18 protein-coding genes are annotated in these 22,849 nt (G+C 53.0%); 6 read left to right on the top strand and 12 right to left on the bottom strand.

Translation table 11 applies throughout. The features are described 5' to 3' along the window. Position 1: 1 nt before the first annotated feature. Positions 2-739, bottom strand: a complete 738-nt coding sequence (locus MKX76_RS02925) for a glycerophosphodiester phosphodiesterase (RefSeq protein ID WP_341032968.1) — start codon at positions 737-739, stop codon at positions 2-4. A gap of 222 nt (positions 740-961) precedes the next feature. On the opposite strand from MKX76_RS02925, the gene MKX76_RS02920 reads away from it, so the two are divergent. After that, positions 962-1,432 (top strand): MarR family winged helix-turn-helix transcriptional regulator, encoded by a 471-nt coding sequence (locus tag MKX76_RS02920; RefSeq protein ID WP_341032967.1) that lies wholly within the window; start codon positions 962-964, stop codon positions 1,430-1,432. Continuing rightward, positions 1,419-2,648 carry an MFS transporter gene (locus MKX76_RS02915; protein WP_341032966.1) on the top strand — a complete coding sequence of 410 codons (1,230 nt, stop codon included), beginning with the start codon at positions 1,419-1,421 and terminating at the stop codon, positions 2,646-2,648. The genes MKX76_RS02920 and MKX76_RS02915 overlap by 14 nt, the downstream gene beginning before the upstream one ends. A gap of 51 nt (positions 2,649-2,699) precedes the next feature. On the opposite strand, the gene MKX76_RS02910 is transcribed toward MKX76_RS02915, so the two are convergent. The 7 genes from MKX76_RS02910 to selD all read right to left on the bottom strand — a co-directional run bounded on the left by MKX76_RS02910 (position 2,700) and on the right by selD (position 13,012). Further along, the gene (locus tag MKX76_RS02910) at positions 2,700-3,980 is read right to left on the bottom strand and encodes an MFS transporter (RefSeq protein WP_341032965.1); all 1,281 of its coding nucleotides are present in this window, start codon (positions 3,978-3,980) and stop codon (positions 2,700-2,702) included. A 106-nt stretch (positions 3,981-4,086) separates the two neighbouring features. Beyond that, positions 4,087-5,790 carry a methyl-accepting chemotaxis protein gene (locus MKX76_RS02905; RefSeq protein WP_341032964.1) on the bottom strand — a complete coding sequence of 568 codons (1,704 nt, stop codon included), beginning with the start codon at positions 5,788-5,790 and terminating at the stop codon, positions 4,087-4,089. Positions 5,791-6,010: 220 nt separating this feature from the next. Beyond that, positions 6,011-8,344, bottom strand: coding sequence for an RNA polymerase recycling motor HelD (gene helD / locus MKX76_RS02900; RefSeq protein WP_144878611.1), 2,334 nt, complete (start codon positions 8,342-8,344; stop codon positions 6,011-6,013). Positions 8,345-8,589: 245 nt separating this feature from the next. Next, a complete protein-coding gene (locus MKX76_RS02895) occupies positions 8,590-9,648 on the bottom strand; it encodes an FUSC family protein (RefSeq protein WP_007132147.1) in 1,059 nt (352 codons plus the stop codon). 147 nt (positions 9,649-9,795) lie between these two features. Beyond that, entirely contained in the window at positions 9,796-10,482 is a 687-nt protein-coding gene (locus MKX76_RS02890) for a phosphatase PAP2 family protein (protein ID WP_341032963.1), read from the bottom strand. Between the two features lie 376 nt (positions 10,483-10,858). Then, positions 10,859-11,911 carry a tRNA 2-selenouridine(34) synthase MnmH gene (gene mnmH / locus MKX76_RS02885; RefSeq protein ID WP_028405341.1) on the bottom strand — a complete coding sequence of 351 codons (1,053 nt, stop codon included), beginning with the start codon at positions 11,909-11,911 and terminating at the stop codon, positions 10,859-10,861. A gap of 48 nt (positions 11,912-11,959) precedes the next feature. Then, the gene (selD, locus tag MKX76_RS02880; RefSeq protein WP_210094712.1) at positions 11,960-13,012 is read right to left on the bottom strand and encodes a selenide, water dikinase SelD; all 1,053 of its coding nucleotides are present in this window, start codon (positions 13,010-13,012) and stop codon (positions 11,960-11,962) included. Positions 13,013-13,329: 317 nt separating this feature from the next. Here selD and MKX76_RS02875 point away from each other — a divergent pair, with 317 nt between their 5' ends. From MKX76_RS02875 to MKX76_RS02865, 3 genes are all read left to right on the top strand, one after another. Continuing rightward, on the top strand, positions 13,330-14,400 hold the full coding sequence (locus tag MKX76_RS02875; RefSeq protein WP_341032962.1) for a permease: 1,071 nt from the start codon (positions 13,330-13,332) through the stop codon (positions 14,398-14,400). A gap of 129 nt (positions 14,401-14,529) precedes the next feature. After that, entirely contained in the window at positions 14,530-15,687 is a 1,158-nt protein-coding gene (locus MKX76_RS02870) for a peptidylprolyl isomerase (RefSeq protein ID WP_341032961.1), read from the top strand. 182 nt (positions 15,688-15,869) lie between these two features. Then, positions 15,870-16,217 (top strand): hypothetical protein, encoded by a 348-nt coding sequence (locus MKX76_RS02865; RefSeq protein ID WP_007132153.1) that lies wholly within the window; start codon positions 15,870-15,872, stop codon positions 16,215-16,217. A 96-nt stretch (positions 16,218-16,313) separates the two neighbouring features. Here MKX76_RS02865 and MKX76_RS02860 read toward each other — a convergent pair whose 3' ends face one another. Continuing rightward, complete coding sequence (locus MKX76_RS02860; RefSeq protein WP_341032960.1) at positions 16,314-17,249, bottom strand: hypothetical protein; 936 nt, start codon at positions 17,247-17,249, stop codon at positions 16,314-16,316. Positions 17,250-17,300: 51 nt separating this feature from the next. Here MKX76_RS02860 and MKX76_RS02855 point away from each other — a divergent pair, with 51 nt between their 5' ends. Next, positions 17,301-18,095 carry a YwaF family protein gene (locus MKX76_RS02855; protein WP_341035020.1) on the top strand — a complete coding sequence of 265 codons (795 nt, stop codon included), beginning with the start codon at positions 17,301-17,303 and terminating at the stop codon, positions 18,093-18,095. Positions 18,096-18,251: 156 nt separating this feature from the next. Here MKX76_RS02855 and MKX76_RS02850 read toward each other — a convergent pair whose 3' ends face one another. The 3 genes from MKX76_RS02850 to glpK form a co-directional block, all read right to left on the bottom strand. Next, on the bottom strand, positions 18,252-19,244 hold the full coding sequence (locus tag MKX76_RS02850) for an aldose 1-epimerase (RefSeq protein ID WP_007132156.1): 993 nt from the start codon (positions 19,242-19,244) through the stop codon (positions 18,252-18,254). A gap of 138 nt (positions 19,245-19,382) precedes the next feature. Further along, positions 19,383-21,065 carry a glycerol-3-phosphate dehydrogenase/oxidase gene (locus MKX76_RS02845; protein WP_341035019.1) on the bottom strand — a complete coding sequence of 561 codons (1,683 nt, stop codon included), beginning with the start codon at positions 21,063-21,065 and terminating at the stop codon, positions 19,383-19,385. Positions 21,066-21,325: 260 nt separating this feature from the next. After that, entirely contained in the window at positions 21,326-22,816 is a 1,491-nt protein-coding gene (gene glpK, locus MKX76_RS02840; RefSeq protein ID WP_341032959.1) for a glycerol kinase GlpK, read from the bottom strand. Positions 22,817-22,849 lie beyond the last annotated feature (33 nt).

The raw sequence follows: 22,849 nt of genomic DNA, 5'->3' as shown, positions 1-22,849 counted from the left end.
CTCACACTCCCTTAGTCTGCAGCAATCCGGAGAGCACGTTCGGATAATCGGTAATAATGCCGGCTACTCCGGCTTCGATCAATGATTTCATCTCGTTCTCGTCGTTAACGGTAAACGGATGGTATACGACGCCGTTCCGTTGTGCTTCCGCCACCCATTCAGGAAGAACAGCCTTCTTGTAGGCATGAAGCGCATCGGCTTGAATGCGCTTGGCGTATTCCCAAGGCTCGTACAAGCCTTCCATATATAAAATGCCCGTCCGGATATCCGAATCCACGCGCTTGCAATGAAGGAGCGAATAGTGATTGAAGCTGGATATGACGATACGATCGCCCATCTTAAATTGGTTGACCGCCTCGATCACCTTTTCCTCGAGACCCGGATACGGTACCGAGCTGTTCTTCAGCTCGATATTGACAATCGTGCCGCGGCTTTGGGTCAGCTCGAGCAGCTCCTCCAGCAGCGGAATGCGCTCCCCTTGGAATGCCTCACCGAACCATCCGCCTGCGTCCAGCTTCGACAGCTCCTCGTAGGTGTAATCCTTAACGAATCCTTCCGCTCCGGCAGTACGTTTCAGCGTCTCGTCATGGATGAGGACGAGTCTTCCATCCTTCGTCATCTGTACATCGGTCTCAATGCCGGTGGCACCAAGCTCCAGGCTTTTTTCAAAAGCCGCCATCGTATTTTCCGGGCAGACTGCTGAAGCCCCGCGATGGGCAAAATTGATTAATTGCGGCATGTTTTCCTTCGCCTCCTGAATGGTATAAAAGTTTGTCATTTTAACTATAGCTCGCAATTGTTAGAACTATGTTATCCCTCTTCTCATATTCCACAAGAAATGGGAAATCCCTGTCATGAAAGCGATTTATTTTATTTGGGATTGACGTCAAACGAATGTCATACATATAATTGTTAAGACAACTATTTTTGAAAGCGTGAAATGAAAGGTGTGACTTGTTTCTTGAAAACCCCTGCCTCCAATCCCTCCATCGGCTTTTACCTCGGCTACACCTATCGGCGGGCCTCCCAATGGTTCGGTCATGCTTTGAAGCCGTATGACATAACGCCCGAGCAGTGGCTCGTCCTGTATCGCATTTGGGAGCATGAAGGGCTGAATCAGAAAGAGGTCGCGGCGAAGGCCGATAAGGATCAGCCTACGACGACCCGGATTTTGGATTTGCTCGAGAAGAAGGGCTATACGCGAAAGACAGTCTCACCGCATGACCGCAGAGCTTTCCAGCTGTATCTGACCGAAACCGGCAAGCAATTGATTGACGCTACGGCGGAGATCGAACGCGATTGCGGCCGGCAGATCATCGAAGGAATCGACAGCCGGCAGCTGGAGCTATTCTGGGATACGCTCTCACGCATCAATGATAATCTTCAACATCTACAGAACAACAGGAGAGATAGCCTACATGAACCCGAATAACAACCCGAAACAACCATTATGGACCAAAGAATTCATTACCCTGATGGTCAGCAACCTGTTCCTGTTCCTGACCCTGCAGATGATGCTGACCACGCTGCCCGCATATGCGCAGGATGCCTTTACGGCCAGCCCGCTTCAGGTCAGCCTCATTACAAGTCTATTTGCATTCAGTGCGATTCTATCAAGATTCGTCTCAAGCAAAGCATTGGAGAAAGGCAAGCTCCGGCTTCTGCTGTATGTCGGCCTTGTCATCTCCTTGGCGGCAACCCTTGGTTATTATTGGGCCACCGGTATCGTCTTTTTGCTCATGATGCGCATCTTGTTCGGGATCGGCTTCGGCATGACGAGCACCTCGTTCCCGACGATGGCATCCAACGTGATCCCGCCCAAACGGATGGGCGAAGGCATGGGGTATTTCGGTCTATCGACGACGCTGGCCATGTCCATCGGTCCGATGATCGGACTTACGATGCTTCAGGACGGAGGCTTTACGCCGCTCGTGATGCTTACCGTGCTGATTAATATTCTGATCTTCCCGCTGGCCTTCATCCTGTTATCCAAGAAACCGAAGGCGGAGGCCGCGCCGGTGTCTAAGGCGCAGGCGGATGATGTGCCGACCGGATTTAACCGCAAACTGATCCTCCCGAGCGTACTGAACTTTTTAATGTCGATTACGTACGGCGGACTGCTCAGCTTTATGGCGTTATATGGCCATGAGGCCCATCTCAGCAATCCCCAATACTTCTTTCTGTTCAATGCGCTGGCCATCATTCTCGTTCGCCCGTTCTCCGGCAAAATTTATGATCGCTACGGGCATAAAGCGCTGATGGTTCCGGCTGCCATTCTTATGATTGCAGGCCTGCTGCTGCTGACCTTTGCCACTTCAACGGGTTCGCTGCTGCTGTCGGCACTATGCTACGGCCTGGGCTACGGAGCAATGCAGCCATCGATTCAGACCTGGATGATCCAGGAGGTTCATCCGAAGCAGCGCGGCATGGCTAACGGCATGTTCTTCAACTCGCTCGACTTCGGCGTAGCGGTCGGCTCGATTGTGCTGGGGTCGATTGCCAAGGCAACATCCTACGGCATGATGTACCGGTTCTCTGCCATTTCGTTGGTGCTGCTTATCGTGATATATGGCATCATGAAGCTGGTGCGGGGGACTGCGGCAGCTCCTCCTGCCTTAAACGAGTCGAATCAGAGCGCTGCCGGATAACTCGCCCTGCAGCTCTTTCATGTGCATAAACGAAAAAAAGGTCTTGTCCACTCACTTGTGGACAAGACCTTTTTTCTTAATTCCCTTCGGCTTCTTGAATTCCACCCGATAGGATCCGCCCCCCGGATCATCCTTCTTGGCTTCGGGTTTCACGGCAAACAGCGTAAGCAATCCGCCTACCGCAGCGATGGCTGCAAGCGTGCCGAACATGACCCCGTGATGCGTTCCCAGCAGCAAGGAGACGACGGGCGGTCCCAGCGATACGCCGATAAACCGCATGCTGCTGTATAGCGACGTGATCGTTCCCCGCTGCTCCTTGTCAACCCCCTCGGTCAGCAGGGTATCCATACATGGGAGAACCATTCCGATCCCGATTCCGCCGATGGTCATCATGCCGATCACGAAATAGATCTGATCGCTGAATCCGATCACGAGCAGCGAAGCCGTTAAGAGACACATTCCGGCAAACCCCGTCCACTTCATCCCTCGTTTGTTTTTTCCGGTGAATTTCCCTGCCAAGTAGGAAGCCAAACACAACATGGCAAGAGGGATGGCAAGCACCAAGCCTTTAACGACTCCCTGCAGGCGGTATGTGCTTTCCAGCGTCTCGGATAAATAGAACAGCATGCCAAACACGCCAAACATGGCAATGCCTCCGATCGCAAATATGGCATACATCCACCGTCCCTTCTCGCGAAGCACCTCACGGGTTGTCTTTAGAAACTCGCCGAGGGATCGCTCATCATGATCATCTCCCTTGGGCGCCTTCACCAGAAAGATGACGAGCACCAACGAGATCAAACACAGGACCGGAATGGCGATAAACGGCAGAAACCAAAGAAAGCTACCTAGCAGCGCCCCTAGGATTGGACTTATAACCTTGCCGAACGTATTGGATGTTTCGATAATACCCAAGCTTTTACTAACCTTCTCTTCGTCATTGAACATATCGCTGACCAGCGGAATCACGATCGGAAATGCGCCCGCCGCACCGATTCCCTGAAGAAACCGGCCAGCCAGAATAACATAATAAGATGTCGTTCCCGCGAGCAGCCATGCTGCCACGGCAGAGACCGCTCCGCCCGCCGCCGCAATGATTAAACTCGGTATGATGATCTTCTTGCGCCCGAACCGGTCCGATAAATAGCCTGCGATCGGTATCAGCAAAATGGCTACCACGGCATAAACCGTAATCAGCATGCTAACTTGAAAGGAGCTTATTCCCAGGACTTTAGATATTTGCGGCAAAATGGGAATCAGCATGGAGTTGCCGAGCGTCATAATGAGCGGTATGGAAGCAAGCGCAACCAGGTCCCATTTTTTACTTTCCATGAGAAGACCACCTTTATGTTATCAGTATCCATATTGTAGGTTCTTTCGCCTAGAATATGCATCTGATCAAGGTGGTCGATTTTACCCGAATAAATTATGGTACTGCCTACACTTTAAACCCGGACATCAGCTCCGTCAGCTGCTTCGACATGCTGTTCAGATCCTCTACGGAGCCCGCAATCTCCTCCATCGAAGCCAGCTGCTCTTCGGTCGCCGCGCTTACGCTTTGAGTTCCCGCTGCCGTTGTTTCCGTTACGTCCTGTATTCTGCGGATGGTGTGCACCAGCTCTTCGGCTCCGGCATTCATCTCTTCCGTTGCCACGGTCACGCCATACATCTGACCGTTTAATTCCTCGATGGCCCGCTCGATGTCTTTGAACGCCCGTTCCGCCCCTTGCGCGACATCCATGCCCTCGGAGACCTCGCGGGTGCTTCGTTCCATCACATTCGCAAGCTCATAGATGTCCTGCTGGAGCTGTTGAACAAATTGGCGGATTTCGATCGAAGAATTCGAAGCCTGGTCGGCCAGCTTTCGGACCTCGGCCGCAACGACCGCGAAGCCTCTGCCGTGTTCGCCCGCCCTGGCGGCTTCGATGGAAGCGTTCATCGCAAGCAGCGAGGTCTGCTCGGCAATTTCGATGATCACCTGACCCATGACTCCGATGCTGGAGGCTCGCTCGCCAAGGTGGCGTACGGATTGCGCCGACTGGTCCACGCTTGTACGGATGCCCTTCATTTGATTCAACGTCTGTACGATCGCCTGCTCTCCATCGGCGGCCAGCCTGTTGGCTGTCGATGCAAGTCCGGACACCTCTTGCGCCGTCATTGCGATATGCTTCATTCCTTCAGCCATATCGGTTACGGTTGTTGTCGTTTCCTCCGTATCCTGAAGCTGACTCTCTACCCCTGCAGCCACTTGCTCCATAATGCTTGAGGTTTGATGCGTGGCTTGGCGAATCTCCTCGGTCGTCGTATGCAGAAGAGACGCGGATGCGCCGACTTGGCCTGCCGTATCTTGAATTTTCACCACCATGTCTCTAAAGCCCTGTACCAGCTTATTATATGCGTCGGCGACATCCCGGATTTCATCCTTCGTCGTAATATGCAGCCGTGTTACGAGATCGCCGCCTCCCTCCGCAATTTTCAACAGTTGATCCTTCATCCGGTTCAAAGGCTGAATCGAACGGGTCAGCAGATATCCCTGTACGGCAAAATACGCGATTGCGGCAAGTCCTATCAATAGAATGACGTTATTCTGGAATCGGCTGGCTTCGGCAATTCGGTTCGCCTGCTTGGCCAGCGCTGCATTTTTGCTGGCTGTAAAATCGGTAACGAGCGTTTCAAACGATTTGCGTAGCTCCCGCTCACGATTGAAGGCCTCCTCATAGATTCGGAAAGGCACCGCTTTATAGAATCCGGAATCATAGCCGAGCTTATTCAATACCTCGGTGACCGCACCGGTATAATCGGCGAATCCCGCTTCGATGCCCTCAATCACCTTCTTGTCCTCGGCGGAGGTCATCAATCCCTTCGTCTCCTCCATCAACGCTGCGATGGACTGCTGCTTCGATTTCAACGAGTTGACATACTCATCGTCGCCGGTTAACAAATAACCCCGTTCATCATTCGATATGCCGGTTAATAAATATTCCAGCTGGGTCAGGTTATAGATGATCTTCTGATCCACATCGATGATTTGACTGAACTTTCTCTCTGTCGAATTTGTGGAAATAAATGCAATGACTATGATTACCGCCGTGACCGCGGCAAGAATCGTAGATGAAAGTATGAGTTTCGTTTTTATTTTCATCCGTGAGCACCCGACCTTTTGTATGAATTTATATTCCCAAGGTATTTTTCGGCAAAAAAGCCCATGAAATGAATAGATCATCAGACGGATGAAACGCAAAACTTTACGGAAAACACCTACTTTATTGTCCACTGGCCAAATGTTTTATCAAAAAAAGAGGCTGACGGCCTAAACTGGCACATCAACCTCATTGCATTCCTAGCAGAGGATACCGCCTCTTCTAATTTGTTGAATCCGGAATAAAACGGCTTTTCTCGCCGACATGGTAAATGTGAAGCCGGTGCATGGCTCGCGTGCATGCCGTGTAGAACAGCTTCCGGTCACTTTCCCGGCGGTATACTTCCTCAGAACCGTTGTAGATGATCACCGCGTCAAATTCTACGCCTTTGGCCAGATACGCCGGAACCACAAGCGTTCCCTTCTCAAAGGCAGGCGTGTTCTTGGTGATAAGCCGAACCTGGACGCTCTCCGACAGCTGCCGGTGCACGCGCCGGCTCTCCTCATCCGTTCGGCAGATCACAGCGACATATTCATATCCTTGGGCATGAAGCTCGGCGATGTCTTGAATCACCGCCTGCTCAAGCGCTGCTTCATCCTTGACCGGGGTGACCTGCGGTGCCTCGCCGCTTCGATTGAATGGAACGATCCGGTCTCCGCCGGGGATCATCTGCCGCGTAAATTCCACGATTTCATGCGTTGAACGATAGCTCTGAGTGAGGTTAATGACCTCGGTCTCTTCTTCACCGTACAGGCTAACCAGATTTTCCAAACTTCCTAGCGCCTCGCCATGCGCATAGATCGCCTGGTTCAAGTCCCCCAGCACCGTCATCTTCGCCCGCGGGAACAGCCGTTTCAGGAATTCCAGCTGAAATGCGGAATAATCCTGAACCTCGTCGACAATGACATGCCGGATCGACGTGTTGGTCCGGAAGCCCTGAAGCAGCTCCTTCAGATAGAGGAACGGCGTAGCATCTTCATACATCAGCCGTTTCTCATGCAATGCCTGAACGGTGAGATTGCAGATCTGCTCCCAATACTTCGGCAAAGAACCCGTGTTTCCTGCAGCCCGGCGGAATAATGCTTCGTCCTGGAACAGCTTGCGGTACATACCCGATACATCGACGTATCGATACCGCTTGATCCAGCGCCGGATCGGCTTCAGGCTGTCGCTGACGACCATTTTGGCCAGAATATCCCGCTCTTTCTCGAAATCGTCAAAAGTCGTTTCCTTACGATTCTGCTTTCTCCGCATCGTCTGGTAAGCGCGTTGATAATCCTCCGAGTCGAGCAAATCGATTTTCTCCTCCACCCAAGGCGCACTTTTCTCTTGCTGGGCGAATTCGGACAATCGCTTCAGCAGCCATTCCTTCATGAGATCAATGCGGCCGGCCAGCTTAACGGCAGAGTCGTAGCTGTAAAACTGCGCGGCCATCTCATCGGAACTCACGATTACTTTGCCTTGGAACACCGCCGGCTTGAAGAGCATTCCTTCCTTCTCGAGCAATTCCTTATAACGCCGAATCGTATCCAGATATGCACCCGAGGACTTAAAGGCGATGCCTTCAAGCCGGGCTTTATACTCCGGCGAGTCTTCTTCATTTAGAAGGGTTTCCGTCTGGGTAAACACATCCTCCAAATCAAACTCTTTGCCCAGCCGAAACTCAAGATAAGACTGAAACGTCGTCTGCTGCATATTGTCCTCGCCCAGCTCAGGCAGAACGGTGGACACATAGCTGTTGAAGAGCGGGTTGGGCGAGAACAGGATCATCTGATCCGCCCGCAGCGTCTCACGATATTTATACAATAGGTATGCGACCCGCTGCAGGGCAGCCGAGGTCTTTCCGCTGCCTGCAGCCCCTTGGACAATAAGCATGCGCGTTTTATCGTTGCGGATGACCGCATTTTGCTCTTTTTGAATCGTAGCGACAATGGATTTCATCCGATCATCCGCGCTATGGCTGAGCACCTGCTGGAGAAGCTCGTCGCCGATCGTCATGCCTGTATCGAACAGCACCTGGATCTTGGCGTCATGGATGACAAACTGACGTTTAAGCAGCATCTCTCCGGTCACCATGCCCGAAGGCGTCTCGTACTGGGCCGGTCCCGGCGCTCCGTCATAATAAAGACTGGAAATCGGTGCCCGCCAGTCATACACCAGGAAGGTCTCCATATCCTCGTCCATGAAGGAGCCTGTTCCCAAATAGATCGACTCCGTCTCCGGCCATCCGTCTTCCTGAAAATCAATCCGTCCGAAATAAGGGGAATCGACAAGCTTCCGGTATTTCTTGAGCAGCTTGCTTGATTGCAGATGGGCGCGTTCCCGTTCCGACAACACCTGGGATTGCTGTCTCAGGTTCGTTGACGTCTCGCCCAAATCATCGGGGTTGCTGAAGTTCACGGTTACCTCGTCCCAGAAATCCTTCCGCATTTCGATGACTTCTTCGCGTATCCCTCCGACATCTGCTTCCAACTCCGAAATCTTCCGTCCGATCTTGCCCGTAACTTCTGTAACTCGCCCTTGTTCATCTTGCCAATCCTGTTCGCTGATAGCCATTGCTCATCCCCCTAATCTACTGGTTGACAGCGTAAGAAATCTGTGATACAATATAATTGTCATATTATGACCATTTATGTCTTATTAATGACAGAACATTGCTTATTATAGCAGTGTGATGAAGTGGAATCAATATTATAATGAACATTAGGAGCCGGCTGCGAAGCCGGCTTTTTTGCTGCCTTCCATGACCTCTTCGTAACGTATAGGGTTCGGAGCGGGTTCAACGGAACCCGTTCGTCACCTTATTTTTTCAGCCACGAAAATAAAGGCTCCTCCTGCCCGTCATCCTCTACCACGCGTTCCACATGCTCCGCTACCCGGTTCAGACGATCAAGCTGGTACCCGTAATCGTACATTGCCGCGGCAACAACGGAAAGACGAAGCCCGCCGGGCTCTCCTCCAGGGCCGCACATGACGTGCGCCATAAATTCCTCATTGTTCTCAACCATCGTCTCGGCTTCATCCTCGTTCGGCTTCAGTTTGCCCTCGAATTTCCATAAGATGTGCTCATGGTACTTCATCAAGCGCTCCAAATTGGCATCGAACTGCTGGTCGATCTCCTCCGTACGCTCGGCTTGGAAATAATGGTTCTCAACCGCATCCAGCACTTCGAAGCCCTTGCGAAGCGATTGAAGCAGCTGCTTATATACCACAAGCTGTCTCGCCTGGCTGTATTTCGCCCGCTTCAGCTTCTTCTGCTCCTCTTCAAACAAGTTGTATTTGTCGGATAACGATTTAATCGCAGACTCGAGTTCCTTCTTCTCCGCACGATACACCGAATCCTTCATTTCATGGGAAATCGCGGTGCGCAGCAGGAGCGACATTTTCCCGAATACCGTATGAATTCGCGTAATGTACTGCTCCTTCGGTTTGGGCGGAAAGACGAGAATGTTAATGAGGAAGGCAGATATAATTCCAATAAGCGTTAAAATGAACCGGTTCAAAGCAAAATCCCATTGACCGGATGCCTCCATGACCGAGATGACCGTAACCAATGTCAGTCCAATCGTCTCTCCCATCTTCAGCTTCATACAGATCATAATGACGACAATGCAGATCAGGCCGACCGAGATCGGCTGATTGGACAGGAAATAGCCGCCAAGCATGGCCAGAATCGCTCCAAGCGTGCTTGTCTGCAACTGATCCAGGAAGTATCTCCACGATCGGTAAATCGAAGGCTGCATGGCGAATATGGCGGCGATTGCGGCAACGACCGGCGATTTGAAATCCAGCAGCATCGCCATATACAACGCCAAGGTTACGGCGAGACCGGTTTTGAACATTCTTGCTCCGAATGCCATAGGCAGCCCTCCTTATCTGTTACATCATTAAACCTCACGCTACACCTATTAAACTCAGCAATGAACACAATGATACATACTCCTTCACAAGAACCGCTATGACTTGAATTACCTTTTTAGCATCCGATACGATGCGCGCGAGCGCTACTAGCCTGACCCGCGAATCATTCCGGCATCCTTTCGACGGAAGCCCTCCATGAACCTCTCATACTGCCCGACCGACAAGGCTAACCAGAAGCACGCAGCCAAATACCCCCCAACGATATCGCTGGGATAGTGAACGCCAAGATAAACCCTGCTCAAGCCGATACTCCCGATCATAAGGATGGCAATAACGATCAGCACTATCCGGCCTTTTCCGGACTCAATATGCCTCCACAGCAAATAGGCCAAAACACCGTAGAACGAGAAGGCAACCATCGAATGGCCGCTGGGAAAGCTGTATCCGGTTACCTCAATCAATCGGTGGATATCCGGTCTCATCCGCTGGAACGCAAGCTTCAATAGAAGATTTAGAATCGAGGAGCCGGCAATGACTCCGATGAGCAGCAAAATCTCAGTTCGATGCTTGAGCAGTACATACTGTAAAGCGATCGCAATCAGGCACAAAACAATAATCGGATCTCTCGAGCCAATAAAAGAAAGCCAGACTGCGATATCCGTGATCCACGACTGTTCGAAGCTTTGAACATATCGACTAATCGCATGGTCCCAATCATCTATTCTCTTGTGCTTCACTAGAGCAGCCAATAGGACGAAAGCTAATAAAGTACTTAGCGAAATGAAACCAATCCACCGCCTTCGCACCCTCAGCCGATTTAACTGTTCCTGCACAATGACGTTCTCCTTTTAATCGAATGGAATCGTATCCGAGACAAATGGGCGAATCAAGATCATACCATTTTCCTGCCATGAAGAAAAGGAGCTGTGGATCTGTTCTTCCCGATATTTTCATAGTCTTTGTCAAATCACGGCGGAATACACCCTTTAAAATAAACAATCGCCCTCCCTGAGTTGGATTACTTAAGCATCCGCTCCAGGCTAGGGCGATTGAAGTTGTGTTCTGTCATGAGAACAAAACACCAGGATCGCAAGTAAAAATTGGTCAACGTGGCGATCTTTTCCTATTCATCCAATGATTTGGATGATCGATTCGCCGCTGCTAACCGTTCCATTATCTGTCTAAGTGAGGGGGCGACCATGCGGAGCTCTAAGCACCGGTTTTTAGCTGTCCGCGCTTTGTCAGGATCTCCTTCACGGCATCGGCCGCTTCGTTTACGCTCCTTACCGAGACAGTAACCGGCTCACTGTCTTGATACTGGCTTGCAGTGTAGTTGTACTTCGGATCATAATAATGCTCCAGCAGCATCCGGATCCCTTCGGCGAAACGCCCTTCCTCCAGATGCTTTCCGATTTCGGCAGCGATCGGCGTATGGATCCGTCCCTTGATCAGACGATACGCTTCCAAATATTGCTGCTGATATTCCTCGGGGCGATAGTCCTCCATAATTTGGCGAATGCGCTCCTCCATCGGAAGCTCCAGTACTATCGCGACCCCTTTCTCCTTCATCTGCATAAGAAAATCGGGAACGACAATCTTGCCGATCCGCTTGCTCTCCGCTTCAAACACAATATACGGGGCATGCTCCAGCTGTTTCAACCGCTCGAACAGCTTGGCGTCAAACGACTTCTGATTGCTCGCATTAAGTCCGATGTGGCCGAAGATCGAGCCGCGGTGCCCGGCCAGTCCCTCCAGATCGAGCACCGGGTAGCCTTCCTCCTGCAGCTGTTTGAGCACCGCTGTCTTGCCGGTTCCCGTCAGGCCATGCAGCACGAAGGATTCTGCAGGAAGCTTCAGGCGCTCCATCGTATCCAGCACATACTTACGGTATGCCTTGATTCCGCCCGAAATCCGGCTGACATGGATATCCATCAGGGAAAGCACGGTCGCTGCGGTTCGGCTGCGCATGCCTCCGCGCCAGCAATATACCGCTTTATCCCCCTCGATTTCTTTAAACTGCTTCACGAATGCGGGCAGCTTGGCGGACATGATCGCCAGCCCGCGCTCCTTCGCCGCATCAACCCCGACCTGCTTGTACAGCGTTCCGATTTCAGCCCGCTCCTCGTCATTGAATACCGGGATATTCAGGCTCCCTGGAATGGTCGCATCCGCATATTCCGAAGGGGAACGGACATCGATCAATGTCAGCTTCTTGTTCCGCTGAAGTTCCATAAGTTCTTCTACCGTGATGTCTTGAAACATGTCTGTTCGCTCCTTATATCGATTCGCCTGCAAGCGGTCCTTGCTTGCTTACCATTCAACCGAGATCCGTCCGCCATGCTCGGAAACGACCTCTCCGATCCGGCCGGCCTCTAATCCCGCAGCCTGCAGCTCTTGAAGAAGCGCGTCCGCCTGGGAGCCCTCCACCGCAATCAAAAGGCCTCCAGATGTGACGGCATCACTCAGAATCCACTTATCGTATTGGTCCATTCCGTCCGGAAAATCAACGGAGTCCTTCACATGGTCGAAGTTGTTCTTCGTTCCTCCCGGAATGACGCCGAGTTCGGCAAGCTCCCTTACCCGTTCCAATACCGGCACAGCGGATTTGATAATCCGGATTCCCGCTCCGCTTCCCTTCGCCATTTCAAGCGTATGACCGAGGAGACCGAAGCCGGTAACGTCCGTGCACGCATGCACTTGATAAGGCTCCATGATTTCAGCGGCGGTTTTATTTAAAGCAGCCATAACTGCCGTGACACGGCGGATCTCATCATCGCTTAACAAATCCTTCTTCATGGAGCTGGACATAATGCCGACGCCGATCGGCTTGGTCAAGATCAGGGCATCGCCCGGCTTAGCGCCGGCGTTTGTTCTGATCTTATCCGGATGAACAGTCCCTGTAACGGCCAAGCCGAATTTCGGCTCCTTGTCGTCGATCGAATGACCGCCGACCAGCGTAACGCCCGCTTCTTTCAGCTTATCGCCCGCACCGCGGAGGATGTCGGCCAGTACCTGCTTGTCCAGCGTCGAAATCGGAAATGCCACAATATTCAGCGCCGTCAGCGGCTTGCCGCCCATCGCGTAAATGTCGCTGATTGCATTGGCTGCGGCCACTTGCCCGAAATCGTAAGGATCATCAACGATCGGCGTAAAGAAATCGACCGTCTGCACCATGGCGAGGTCATCCGTAAGACGATAGACGCCGGCATCATCGCTCGTATCCAGCCCGACGAGCAAATTCGGATTCGGCTCCGTTTGGGGCAGCTTGCGTATGACCTGCGCCAAGTCGGCCGGGCCGATCTTGCAGCCGCAGCCGCCTTTGGAGGAATAAGAGGTTAGCTTTATTTTGTCGGATTGACTCATTTCTAGGACTTCCCTTCATTATATATATTACGGCTGTTACCCCCGTTAGGGATTCAACATGCAACAACCCCGGATATGAGGTGCCGGTGAAACACAGCTCAAGGACTCCGGGGAAAAACAATTTCGTTTATTACGCTACGCATTTACCTCAGGATTTGTAAAACCCTCCTTTCTATTATAAAAAATCAACCGCAGGAAGTCTAATCCTGGTTCGCGTATCTGATTCCCTGGTAAAATAGTTGCTTATGCTTGATTTATGGTATAATAATGGATTGGAATATGTTTATCATCCCAGATATATCGGAGGAATCTCGACTATGACTCACACCAATGATGGCCGAATGCCGCTTCATCATACAGACCGCAGAAAAACCTTATGGTTTATCGTCCTGTTTATCATGATCGCGGCGGCAGGATTGACATATGTAAAATGGTGGCCGTATTACAATAAAGCCCTTAAAGCGATCGTAGATCACAGTATCGGCTCATCCATCCTGAACTTTCAACCGGATAACACCTTACCGTCTTGGCAAGCGGCCTGGGACTATGCCGTCACCTACTTTAAAGCCGTATGGAAAGCCGCCGTGCTCGGCATTTTGCTGGGAAGCCTCGTGCAATCTCTGCTCCCGCAAGGCTGGCTTCTGCGCGTGCTGGGCAAATCCAGCTTCGGCAGCACAGCAATCGGAGGCCTGGCATCCATACCGGGCATGATGTGCTCCTGCTGCGCGGCTCCAATCGCGGTCGGCTTGCGTAAGAAAAAGGTATCCGTTGGCTCGGCCCTCGCCTTCTGGATCGGCAATCCGACCATAAACCCGGCTACACTCGTATTCATGACCTTTGTGCTGTCCTGGAAATTCACGCTGCTGCGGCTCGTGTTCGGGATCCTTCTGACCTTTGGTGTCAGCTACCTGGCCAACCGGATCTCGAAGGAAGCAGCTCCTGTAGAGATCGACGCCGCGGAGCAGCCTGACGAGACCGACCCTCGTCCGCTGTGGAAACGCTGGATGTCGAGCATCGCCGACATGGTCATCCGGGTCGTTCCCTCGTACTTCATTGCCGTGCTGCTGCTCGGAGCGCTGCAGGTGTGGATGTTCCCTCAGCTCGGTGAAGCTGCCGGCGGCGGCATATTGGCGATCATGTTCTTCGCCGTGATGGGCATGCTCTTCGTCATCCCGACGGCAGCGGAGATCCCGATCATCCAAGCCTTCATGGCGGCTGGACTTGGAGCGGGGCCTGCGGCGGCTCTTCTCTTGACGCTGCCGGCGATCAGTCTGCCGTCCTTGTTTATGGTAAGACGATCCTTCCCCCGCAAGGTGCTCTGGTTCGTGGCGGGCTCCGTCGTGATCCTGGGCATAGTCTGCGGATTGGCGGGCACGCTGTTCCTATAGTTTAGGGGGCATTCCATCCCTGATTTCATATTTTTTATTTTTTCTTAAGGTAAAGCCCGGACATATCTGGTACAGTGGTTACAGAATGATCCAACATATTATTTGGAATCGAAGGGAGTCAATTACTGAATGAAAGATAATGATTTGCAGCCAAATCTTCCGGGAGAGCCCGATGAGAAAAGCGGACAAGCCGAGGAGAATATTCAGCAAGAGAGCCATTCCGGGGAGGATTTCCGCGACTCGGGCAGCTTGGATTTGTCCAAAGAGGAAGACAAGGTTGGACTGATGCTCCCGGATGATCAGCCTTCGCAAGAGGAAGCAGCCCCTTCCGGCGGCGGCGGAAACGGCAGCAAAGGATGGATGATCGCCTCCCTCGTACTCGCGGCGGCACTGATTGTCGTCCTCATCGTGCCTCCGTTTGCCAAAGGATCCGGCAACGAAGCGGTAGCGAATGTCAATGGCGTCAGCATCACGAAGGACCGGTTGTATGATGCGCTGGTGCAAGCCGGAGGACCACAAACGCTTGACGGCATTATCCGAGATGAGCTGATTGATCAGGAGATGAACAAGAAGTCCCTCACCGTAACCGACGAAGAGGTAACGGCCGAGGTTGCCGCCCTCAAGGCAAGCTACCCATCGGAGGACCAGTTCAACATGGCGCTCATGCAGGCCGGCATGACGGAAGAGGATCTAAGCAAGCAAATGCGTGAGCAAGTGAAGCTTAAGAAGCTGCTTGGCGACAAAGTCAAAGTTACCGATGATGAAGTGAAGGAAATTTTTGAGCAGAACAAGGAAAGCTTCGCTACGCCTGAACAGGTGCGGGCTTCCCACATTCTGGTCGAAACGAAGGAAGAAGCCGACAAGATTTACAAGGAGCTGCAGGAAGGCGCAGACTTCGCTGCGATCGCCAAGGAGAAGAACCAGGATGCAACGAAGGATAAAGGCGGCGACCTGGACTTCTTCGGTCGAGGCGAGATGGACCCTGCCTTCGAGGAAGCTGCATTCAAGCTGAAGAAGGGCGAGATCAGCCAGCCGGTTAAGAGCTCCTTCGGTTACCATATCATTAAGCTGACCGACCGCAAGGAAGCGACCAACCCGACCTTTGAGGAGAAGAAGGAAGAAATCCGCGGCCAAATGGTCAACCAAAAGGTGTATCAGGAGTCCCCGGCTTACATCCAGGAGCTTAAGGACAAAGCGAAAATCACCAACACGCTCGATAAAAGCTCCGCAGATGCCGAAGGCAAAGATACAGCAGGCGAAGATACAGCAGCAACGCCGGCTAAATAAAACCAATAAAAGCCTTATCAGGAGGATTGCCGAAGCTTGGCCAACCCCTGCAAATAAAGCCCTGTACCGGTCGGTACAGGGCTTTTTTAGCGGCATTTCGAAAAAGTTCTTTTATCCCCGAGTAAAACATGATAAAATGTAAGCGTTATCAATAGTTGATCAAGGAAAAAGGGGGAAGCAGAATGACGAAGCGCGTATCGGAATCCCGCAACATGTATGAGGACTTCGTGGTGGAGACAGACATTCTGTTCTTTAAAACCGGATCGCACGGTTTGGTCAGCTTTCACGGCAGGAACTATAATATAAAAAAGAGAATGACTGCCGACAACATCAATTCCCTGGTCTCGGGCAAACAATTCTACTATGTCGGAGGCAACTGTTACGTCAATATCGACAAGGTGACGGACGTCGAGCAAGGCATCGTATACTTCGGGGAGAAGGCTCCCTCCGCCAAGCATCTTCGAATCCCGAGATGGAAGCAGGAGCCGCTCAAGCGGCTGGTCGCCGAAGCGAGACAGCCGGTCCTGTAAGACGACGAGCTTACGCTCCTGTCATACGCGCAAAGCACCCGCCTTCCTGTTATAGGAAAGCGGGTGCTTTTGTGCTATTAGGACCGCCGATTCATGTTACAGCTTCAGCTTTTTCAGATTGACGATGTAGAGGTTCTTCAAGGGCATCGCCCCGTTCCGATACTTCCTCGCCCCGGACTCGAACAGGACATACAGATCGTTGCCGCGGAGTGCGATATTCTCTGACATCGGCGGCATCGCCAGCGGTGTCGCCGCCGGCTTGCCCGAGGTCCCGCGGGTATAAATCAGGAGCGTGCTGGCGTTGTTGCGGCCGCATGACTGGCTGTACAGCACCCGCGATTTGGTCACCACCGCTCCCTGCACCCTGTCCGGTGTCGTCCAGGTGTAAGATGGCTTGCGGCCAGGCGGCAACAGATCGCTGCCAGTCAGCTTATACCCCCGCAGCTTGCCCTTTGGTCCAGGGGCGCACTGCTTCTTCCCGATATCTTCTCCGTCCATATATTCGCCTACCCACAGAACCCCATCAGCATAGGTTGCATAGGAGGCTTTATGTCCGAGCGAATATTTGCTCATGACGATATTGCTGTAATCCTTCTTGCTGCTGAGCGTGCTTAGCGGAATGCGGTAGACATTTTTACCCGATGCGATCCACAGATGCTTCTTGCTTACCGCAAGTCCGCCAACATGTCCGGTATGCTTCTTGCCTCCGCTCTCATATAAATAAAGCGTCTTGATCCGTTTATTCGTTTTGCTGTTTGTGATCGAGATGGAGCTGGCTTGATTTTTGTTTTTGTTGCCCCAGTAATGGGATATGATAATCCAGTTTTTGCTTGGCACGAGCGCCAGCCCCTGAGGCACCCACTCCTTGTTTCCGCTCAGCCCCGGGATCGGCGCTCCCTTTCTGCTGACATCGAAAAACTTCTTGTATTTGGAGGCCGCATCAGCTTTCCCGGATGCCGTCAGCCCGCTCATCCCGAGCAGCAGCACCGCGCATAACATCGTGAGTGTAAACCGCTTTATCGCTCGAAGCATGGTCATCCAACACCAGCCTTTCTTTCAAAATGTAAGGATGATAATATTTAGATACTACGTTTTCGGAAAGGATGTTATGTCATCGAAACGATCTTTGATCCGGACGATTCACAATCCTTTGCCGCCTTCTCCCCCTGGCACTTCGTCGCTATCGGGATGCTGGCCGGCCTCGGACTGCTGCTGTTTCTGTTCCGGTACAGGATTCGAAGCCGTCCTTGGCTTCGGCAAGGGGTACGGATCGGCCTGTTGGCTGCATTGGTATTGCCTGAAGCAGCCCTTCATGTTTGGTACGGCGTCACCGGGATATGGGATCCGGCAACGTCCCTGCCGCTTGAGCTCTGCAGTCTTACATTATTTCTATCAGCTGCAGTGCTGCTAACGGATTCGGCAAAGCTGTATCCGCTCGTCTATTTTGCAGGCATCGGCGGGGCGCTTCAGGCCATTCTGACGCCCAATCTCGATTATCCATTCCCGCATTTCCGCTTCTTTCATTTCTTTATCGTCCATATAGCCATTATCTTAACGGCACTGTATATGACTTGGATTCGCGGATACCGTCCGACCTGGAAATCGATCGGCCACACCATGCTGTTCCTGAACGCCGCTGCACTTGTGGTCGGACTGGCAAATGCAGCGCTGGGGTCCAACTACATGTTTTTGATGCATAAGCCGAATACCCCTTCCCTGCTTGATCTCCTCGGGCCGCATCCCTATTACATTCTCGCAGAGGAGCTCATTGCGCTGTGCCTGTTTGTCGTCATGCATATTGCGTTTTTTGTCATTCCGGACCGTGTGCGGAAAAGACGGAGCCAGGCTAACCCATCCTCTTTCAGCTTGAAAGGGTAGCCTCAAGCGGCGGCGCAGCTGCTGCAAGATGATTATGGTTGGGACTCGGACAACGCGCCATATAGGCCACCTGTAAAAAAAGCGTACGGACATGTCAACCCGTAAACCGGGTGGTTCCGATACGCTTTTTTTTCACTCGATTGAAAGTCTTGTCGATCAGTTCTTCATGTATAAGCGCGAGGTGGATTCCCAGATCTCGCCCGGCGCCAGCCCGAACAGGCCGATTTCGTCGGCCGGCAGATCCACATTCGGCGCGTTGACGAGGTTGACCTGCGGCTCCGGACAGAAAAACTTCCCGCATGCCTTGTTGTTCCAAACCATCCACTGCTTATAGGAAGTGCCTACATCGTATACGAATGTTTTGCCGATGCGCGTATCGGTCAGCTCCATGCGGTTTCTCCCGTTTTGCTGAGCAGCCGTATAATGATTGTCCATCTCGGCAAAATACGGGCTGACTCCATCGCCGCGGAGCTTCTCCTCGTCCGGAGTCAGCGGCTGGAAGCGACCGGTCGGCAGCATGCGTTCATTGAGCTCCCAACGCTCGCCGATGGTCATGCGGACAACCACATCGTCTGCCGTGCTCCCTGGCGCAAACGGCGCCATGATCGCTGTATGGAAGGCGAGCAGGCAAGGCATGTCGCTGTCGCCTTCGTTGCGAATCAAGACATGCTGGGACAGACCGTCTTGATTAAGCGTGTAGCGCAGACGGAAGGTGAAGCGGTGAGGCAGCATCGCATATACCGGATGGTCTTCATCGACCTTGACCGATACGACGACATAGCTGCCCGCTTCCGTGCTGCCATACTCCTCGACCCACCACGGAGTCGTATGTAAAAAGCCATGCAGATGATTGCCCGTTGCCTCCTCATTCACCGGAAACTGATAGGTCTTGCCTTTCCATGGGAACCGTCCGTCCTCATAGCGGTTTGGCGGAAACAGGACAGGGATTCCGTGTACGCCGGGATTCTCCTTGAACGACTCCATTTCGTCCGCTTCCGGCTCCCGCAGAAACCGGTAACCGCTTTCGATATCCCGGTAGGCTATAAGATTACCGCCGACTGCGGGCAAAATTGCCGCTTCATAAGGGCCGTGCTGCAGCCATACCGCAGGCTCGCCGTGGAACGTGCCTTCATACGCTTTGTGGTTCATCGGTTGATCTCTCCTCTCATATTTGACGACGTATATAGAATATCACACCGATGCCCATGCTTCTATAACTTGACCGATCAAAACAAGACCAACTCCCGCTTCACGCGCCCGGGAGCTGGTCGAACATTAGGGATGGATTCAGGATGACAGCTTGCTTGCAGAAGCCGCCGCGGCTTCCAGCCCGCTCTCCTCGGAAGGTGCGGCATGCTCCGCCCTGGCAAGCTCCTCTTGCAGCTCTAAAGTGTACATCTCCTTCTCATCATTGCTCCAGCCGAGTAACGAAGCCATATAATCGATGACCGGCTCCTTCCATCTCTTGGTCCATTCGATATTGAACAGCAATGAACCTGTCCGGCGGATAAAGAAGTCGACCGGCTTCACGGCCATTTCGTGCTCGATCGCATACCGCAGCGGAACGAGCACCGACAGCGGCAGCGCCTCCGCTTCCTCCTGTGCTCCCGTGCCCGCGGCTTCCTCCCCTGCCAAGCGGAATAATTCTGCCACATTGGAGCCGTACATTTTCGCCCACTGCTCTGCAAGCTTCCGGTCAATCCCGAGCGCCGCGCCCTGATCGGCTTGAGTGCGCACATAATCCGGGAATTGAGCGGAACCGCCAACCTTGCCGCCGGATATCGGAAGCTCACGGGTTATGCCGGCGCCGTAAGACTTGCCGCCTCTCTCTTGAAGACGCTTTGCAACAAGGTCGACGACGGTTTCCGCCATCTTCCGGTAGCCGGTCAGCTTGCCGCCCGCAATCGTAATAAGCCCCGACGGAGATTCCCAGATCTCATCCTTGCGGGATATTTCCGAAGGGCTTTTACCTTCTTCCAGAATGAGCGGCCGAACGCCGGCCCAGCCTGACTCTACGTCGGACGGGGACAGCTTGATGTCCGGGAACATATATGATATCGCCTTAAGGATGTAATCCCGGTCCTGGATTGTAATGAACGGCCGTGCGGGATCAGCTTTATATACCGTATCCGTAGTCCCGACGTATGTCTTTCCATCCCTTGGAATCGCAAACACCATCCGTCCGTCCGGCGTATCGAAGTATACGGCTTGACGAAGCGGGAACTTCGATTGATCGATCACCAGATGCACGCCTTTGGTCAGCTGCAGCATTTTTCCTTTCTTGGATTTATCCATTTCCCGCACGCGGTCGACCCACGGCCCCGATGCATTCACAATCTGACTGCCGGTCACCTGCCGAACCTCACCATCGAGCATGTCTCTGGCCGTAACGCCGGTAATGCGTCCATTCGCATCGTAATTCAGCGATTCGGCCTTTACATAATTGAACACGTTCGCGCCTCTGGCCGCCGCTTCCTTCATGACTTCCAGCGTCAGTCTGGCGTCATCCGTCCGGTATTCCACGTAATATCCGCCGCCCTTCAAGCCGTCCCGCTTGAGGAGAGGCTCCCTCTTCAGCGTCTCCTCCGAGGAGAGCATCGAGCGCCGCTCTCCCCGCTTGACGCCGGCGAGGAAATCATACACCATCAGCCCGATCGACGTGCTGAATTTGCCGAACGTGCCGCCTTGGTGAATCGGAAGCAGCATCCATTCCGGCGTCGTGACATGGGGACCGTTCTCATAAACCACCGCTCGTTCCTTGCCGACCTCGGCCACCATTCCGACCTCGAACTGCTTCAGATAACGAAGCCCGCCGTGCACCAGCTTGGTCGAACGGCTGCTCGTGCCGGATGCAAAATCCTGCATTTCCAGCAGCAGCACTGACATGCCGCGGGTTGCTGCATCGAGCGCGATGCCTGCTCCCGTAATTCCTCCGCCAATGACGATTAATTCGTAATGCGTGGTATCCATCTCCCGGAATCGCTTCTTGCGGTCCAGGCTTGAAAATGTCCGTAAATGCTTCACAACTGATCCCTCCCTGTATGTTTTACCCGAGCTCTATATACCCTAAATTCCTGAATTCCTAATATCTAGAGGCGACTAAAAAGACAACAAAAAAGAGACCACAAACACACAACGATATCCCCGTCTGCCGGGTTTTTGTGTGTCCAGTGGTCTCTCCAAGTCTCCAGACATGTATTCACTTAATATTTATTATAGCATAATTCCCGTCAATGAAAAGCCATTGTCGCATAAACGGCTTTTTTCCACCCGTTGTACAGCTTCTCCCTGGTCTCCTCCGGCATCTTCGGCTCGAACCGCTGTCCGGCGGACCACAGACTGCGGATTTCGTCCTGGTCCTTCCAGAACCCGACTGCAAGGCCGGCGAGATAGGCCGCTCCGAGCGCCGTCGTCTCCAGGATGTCCGGCCGTTCGACCGGCACGTTCAGAATATCGCTCTGAAACTCCATGATGAATGTGTTGGCAGCCGCGCCGCCATCCACCCGCAAAGCCGGAATCCGGTACCCGGAGTCCTCAATCATGACAGACAGCACGTCCCGCGTCTGGTAGGCGAGCGATTCCAGTGTTGCACGGATAAAATGCTCCTTCGACGTGCCTCTCGTCAGGCCGAAAACAGCACCGCGCGCTTCGCTGTTCCAATAAGGGCTCCCGAGTCCGACGAAAGCGGGAACGACGTACACGCCATCCGTTGAATCTACCCGGCGTGCATACGGCTCGCTATCCTTCGCCTCCCGGAACATCCGGAGTCCGTCGCGCAGCCACTGAATCGCGGAGCCGGCAACGAATACGCTGCCCTCCAGAGCGTACTGCACCTTGCCTTCCAAGCCCCAGGCGATCGTCGTAATCAGGCCATGCTCGGAATTAACGGGCTTATCCCCCGTATTCATCAGCATGAAGCTGCCCGTGCCGTAAGTCGTCTTGACCATCCCTTCCGAGAAGCAGGCCTGACCGAACAGCGCCGCCTGCTGGTCCCCGGCCGCTCCCGCAATCGGAACCTCGCGCCCGAAGAAATGATACGACACCGTGTTCGCGTATACCTGTGAGGAAGGCCTCACCTCCGGCAGCATCACGGCCGGAATATCGAGAAGCGCAAGCAGCTCTTCATCCCATTTCAGTTCATGAATGTTATACAGCATCGTCCGCGATGCATTGGAATAATCGGTCACGTGGGCCTTGCCCCCGGACAGCTTCCAGATGAGCCAAGTGTCGATCGTACCGAAGAGAAGCTCTCCCTGCTCCGCGCGCTCACGGGCCCCCTCAACATGATCCAGCAGCCATTTGATCTTCGTTCCTGAGAAATACGGATCAATCAGGAGTCCTGTCTTCTCCCTTACCATCGAATCATGTCCGTCCGCAATCAGCTGCTCGCACAAGCTTGCGGTCTGACGCGATTGCCAAACAATCGCATGGTAGATCGGATCACCGGTCTTCCGGTCCCATATGACCGCGGTCTCCCGCTGGTTCGTGATGCCGATGCCGGCAATCTGCTCCGTCTTGACCCCGGCTTCCGACAAGCAGGTGGCGATTACGGCAAGCACCGAGCCCCAAATTTCGTTGGCGTTCTGCTCCACCCAGCCCGGCTGAGGGAAGTACTGCGGAAATTCCTTTTGGGCGGAATGCACGATTTGCCCTTTACGGTCAAATAATATCGCCCGCGAGCTTGTCGTTCCCTGATCCAGCGATAGTATATATTGCTCCAATTCGTTAGCTCCCCTTCCGATTGAGATTCATGT

This window comes from Paenibacillus sp. FSL R5-0810, from assembly GCF_038002285.1.
Taxonomy (GTDB): Bacteria; Bacillota; Bacilli; order Paenibacillales; family Paenibacillaceae; genus Paenibacillus_AQ; species Paenibacillus_AQ lactis.
Note: the sequence above shows the minus strand (reverse complement) of the source record. Positions and strands in the feature narration are given on the sequence as shown.

What these genes read in the sequence shown, in the direction of transcription:
- MKX76_RS02850 (WP_007132156.1), bottom strand. Translation starts at nt 19,244, where the DNA reads ATGAACCACAAAGCGTATGAAGGCACGTTCCACGGCGAGCCTGCGGTA.
- mnmH (WP_028405341.1), bottom strand. Translation starts at nt 11,911, where the DNA reads ATGTTTCAAGACATCACGGTAGAAGAACTTATGGAACTTCAGCGGAAC.
- MKX76_RS02860 (WP_341032960.1), bottom strand. Translation starts at nt 17,249, where the DNA reads ATGCTTCGAGCGATAAAGCGGTTTACACTCACGATGTTATGCGCGGTG.
- MKX76_RS02910 (WP_341032965.1), bottom strand. Translation starts at nt 3,980, where the DNA reads ATGGAAAGTAAAAAATGGGACCTGGTTGCGCTTGCTTCCATACCGCTC.
- selD (WP_210094712.1), bottom strand. Translation starts at nt 13,012, where the DNA reads ATGAGTCAATCCGACAAAATAAAGCTAACCTCTTATTCCTCCAAAGGC.
- MKX76_RS02870 (WP_341032961.1), top strand. Translation starts at nt 14,530, where the DNA reads ATGAAAGATAATGATTTGCAGCCAAATCTTCCGGGAGAGCCCGATGAG.
- MKX76_RS02905 (WP_341032964.1), bottom strand. Translation starts at nt 5,790, where the DNA reads ATGAAAATAAAAACGAAACTCATACTTTCATCTACGATTCTTGCCGCG.
- MKX76_RS02845 (WP_341035019.1), bottom strand. Translation starts at nt 21,065, where the DNA reads ATGGATACCACGCATTACGAATTAATCGTCATTGGCGGAGGAATTACG.
- MKX76_RS02915 (WP_341032966.1), top strand. Translation starts at nt 1,419, where the DNA reads ATGAACCCGAATAACAACCCGAAACAACCATTATGGACCAAAGAATTC.
- helD (WP_144878611.1), bottom strand. Translation starts at nt 8,344, where the DNA reads ATGGCTATCAGCGAACAGGATTGGCAAGATGAACAAGGGCGAGTTACA.
- MKX76_RS02875 (WP_341032962.1), top strand. Translation starts at nt 13,330, where the DNA reads ATGACTCACACCAATGATGGCCGAATGCCGCTTCATCATACAGACCGC.
- MKX76_RS02895 (WP_007132147.1), bottom strand. Translation starts at nt 9,648, where the DNA reads ATGGCATTCGGAGCAAGAATGTTCAAAACCGGTCTCGCCGTAACCTTG.
- MKX76_RS02925 (WP_341032968.1), bottom strand. Translation starts at nt 739, where the DNA reads ATGCCGCAATTAATCAATTTTGCCCATCGCGGGGCTTCAGCAGTCTGC.
- MKX76_RS02865 (WP_007132153.1), top strand. Translation starts at nt 15,870, where the DNA reads ATGACGAAGCGCGTATCGGAATCCCGCAACATGTATGAGGACTTCGTG.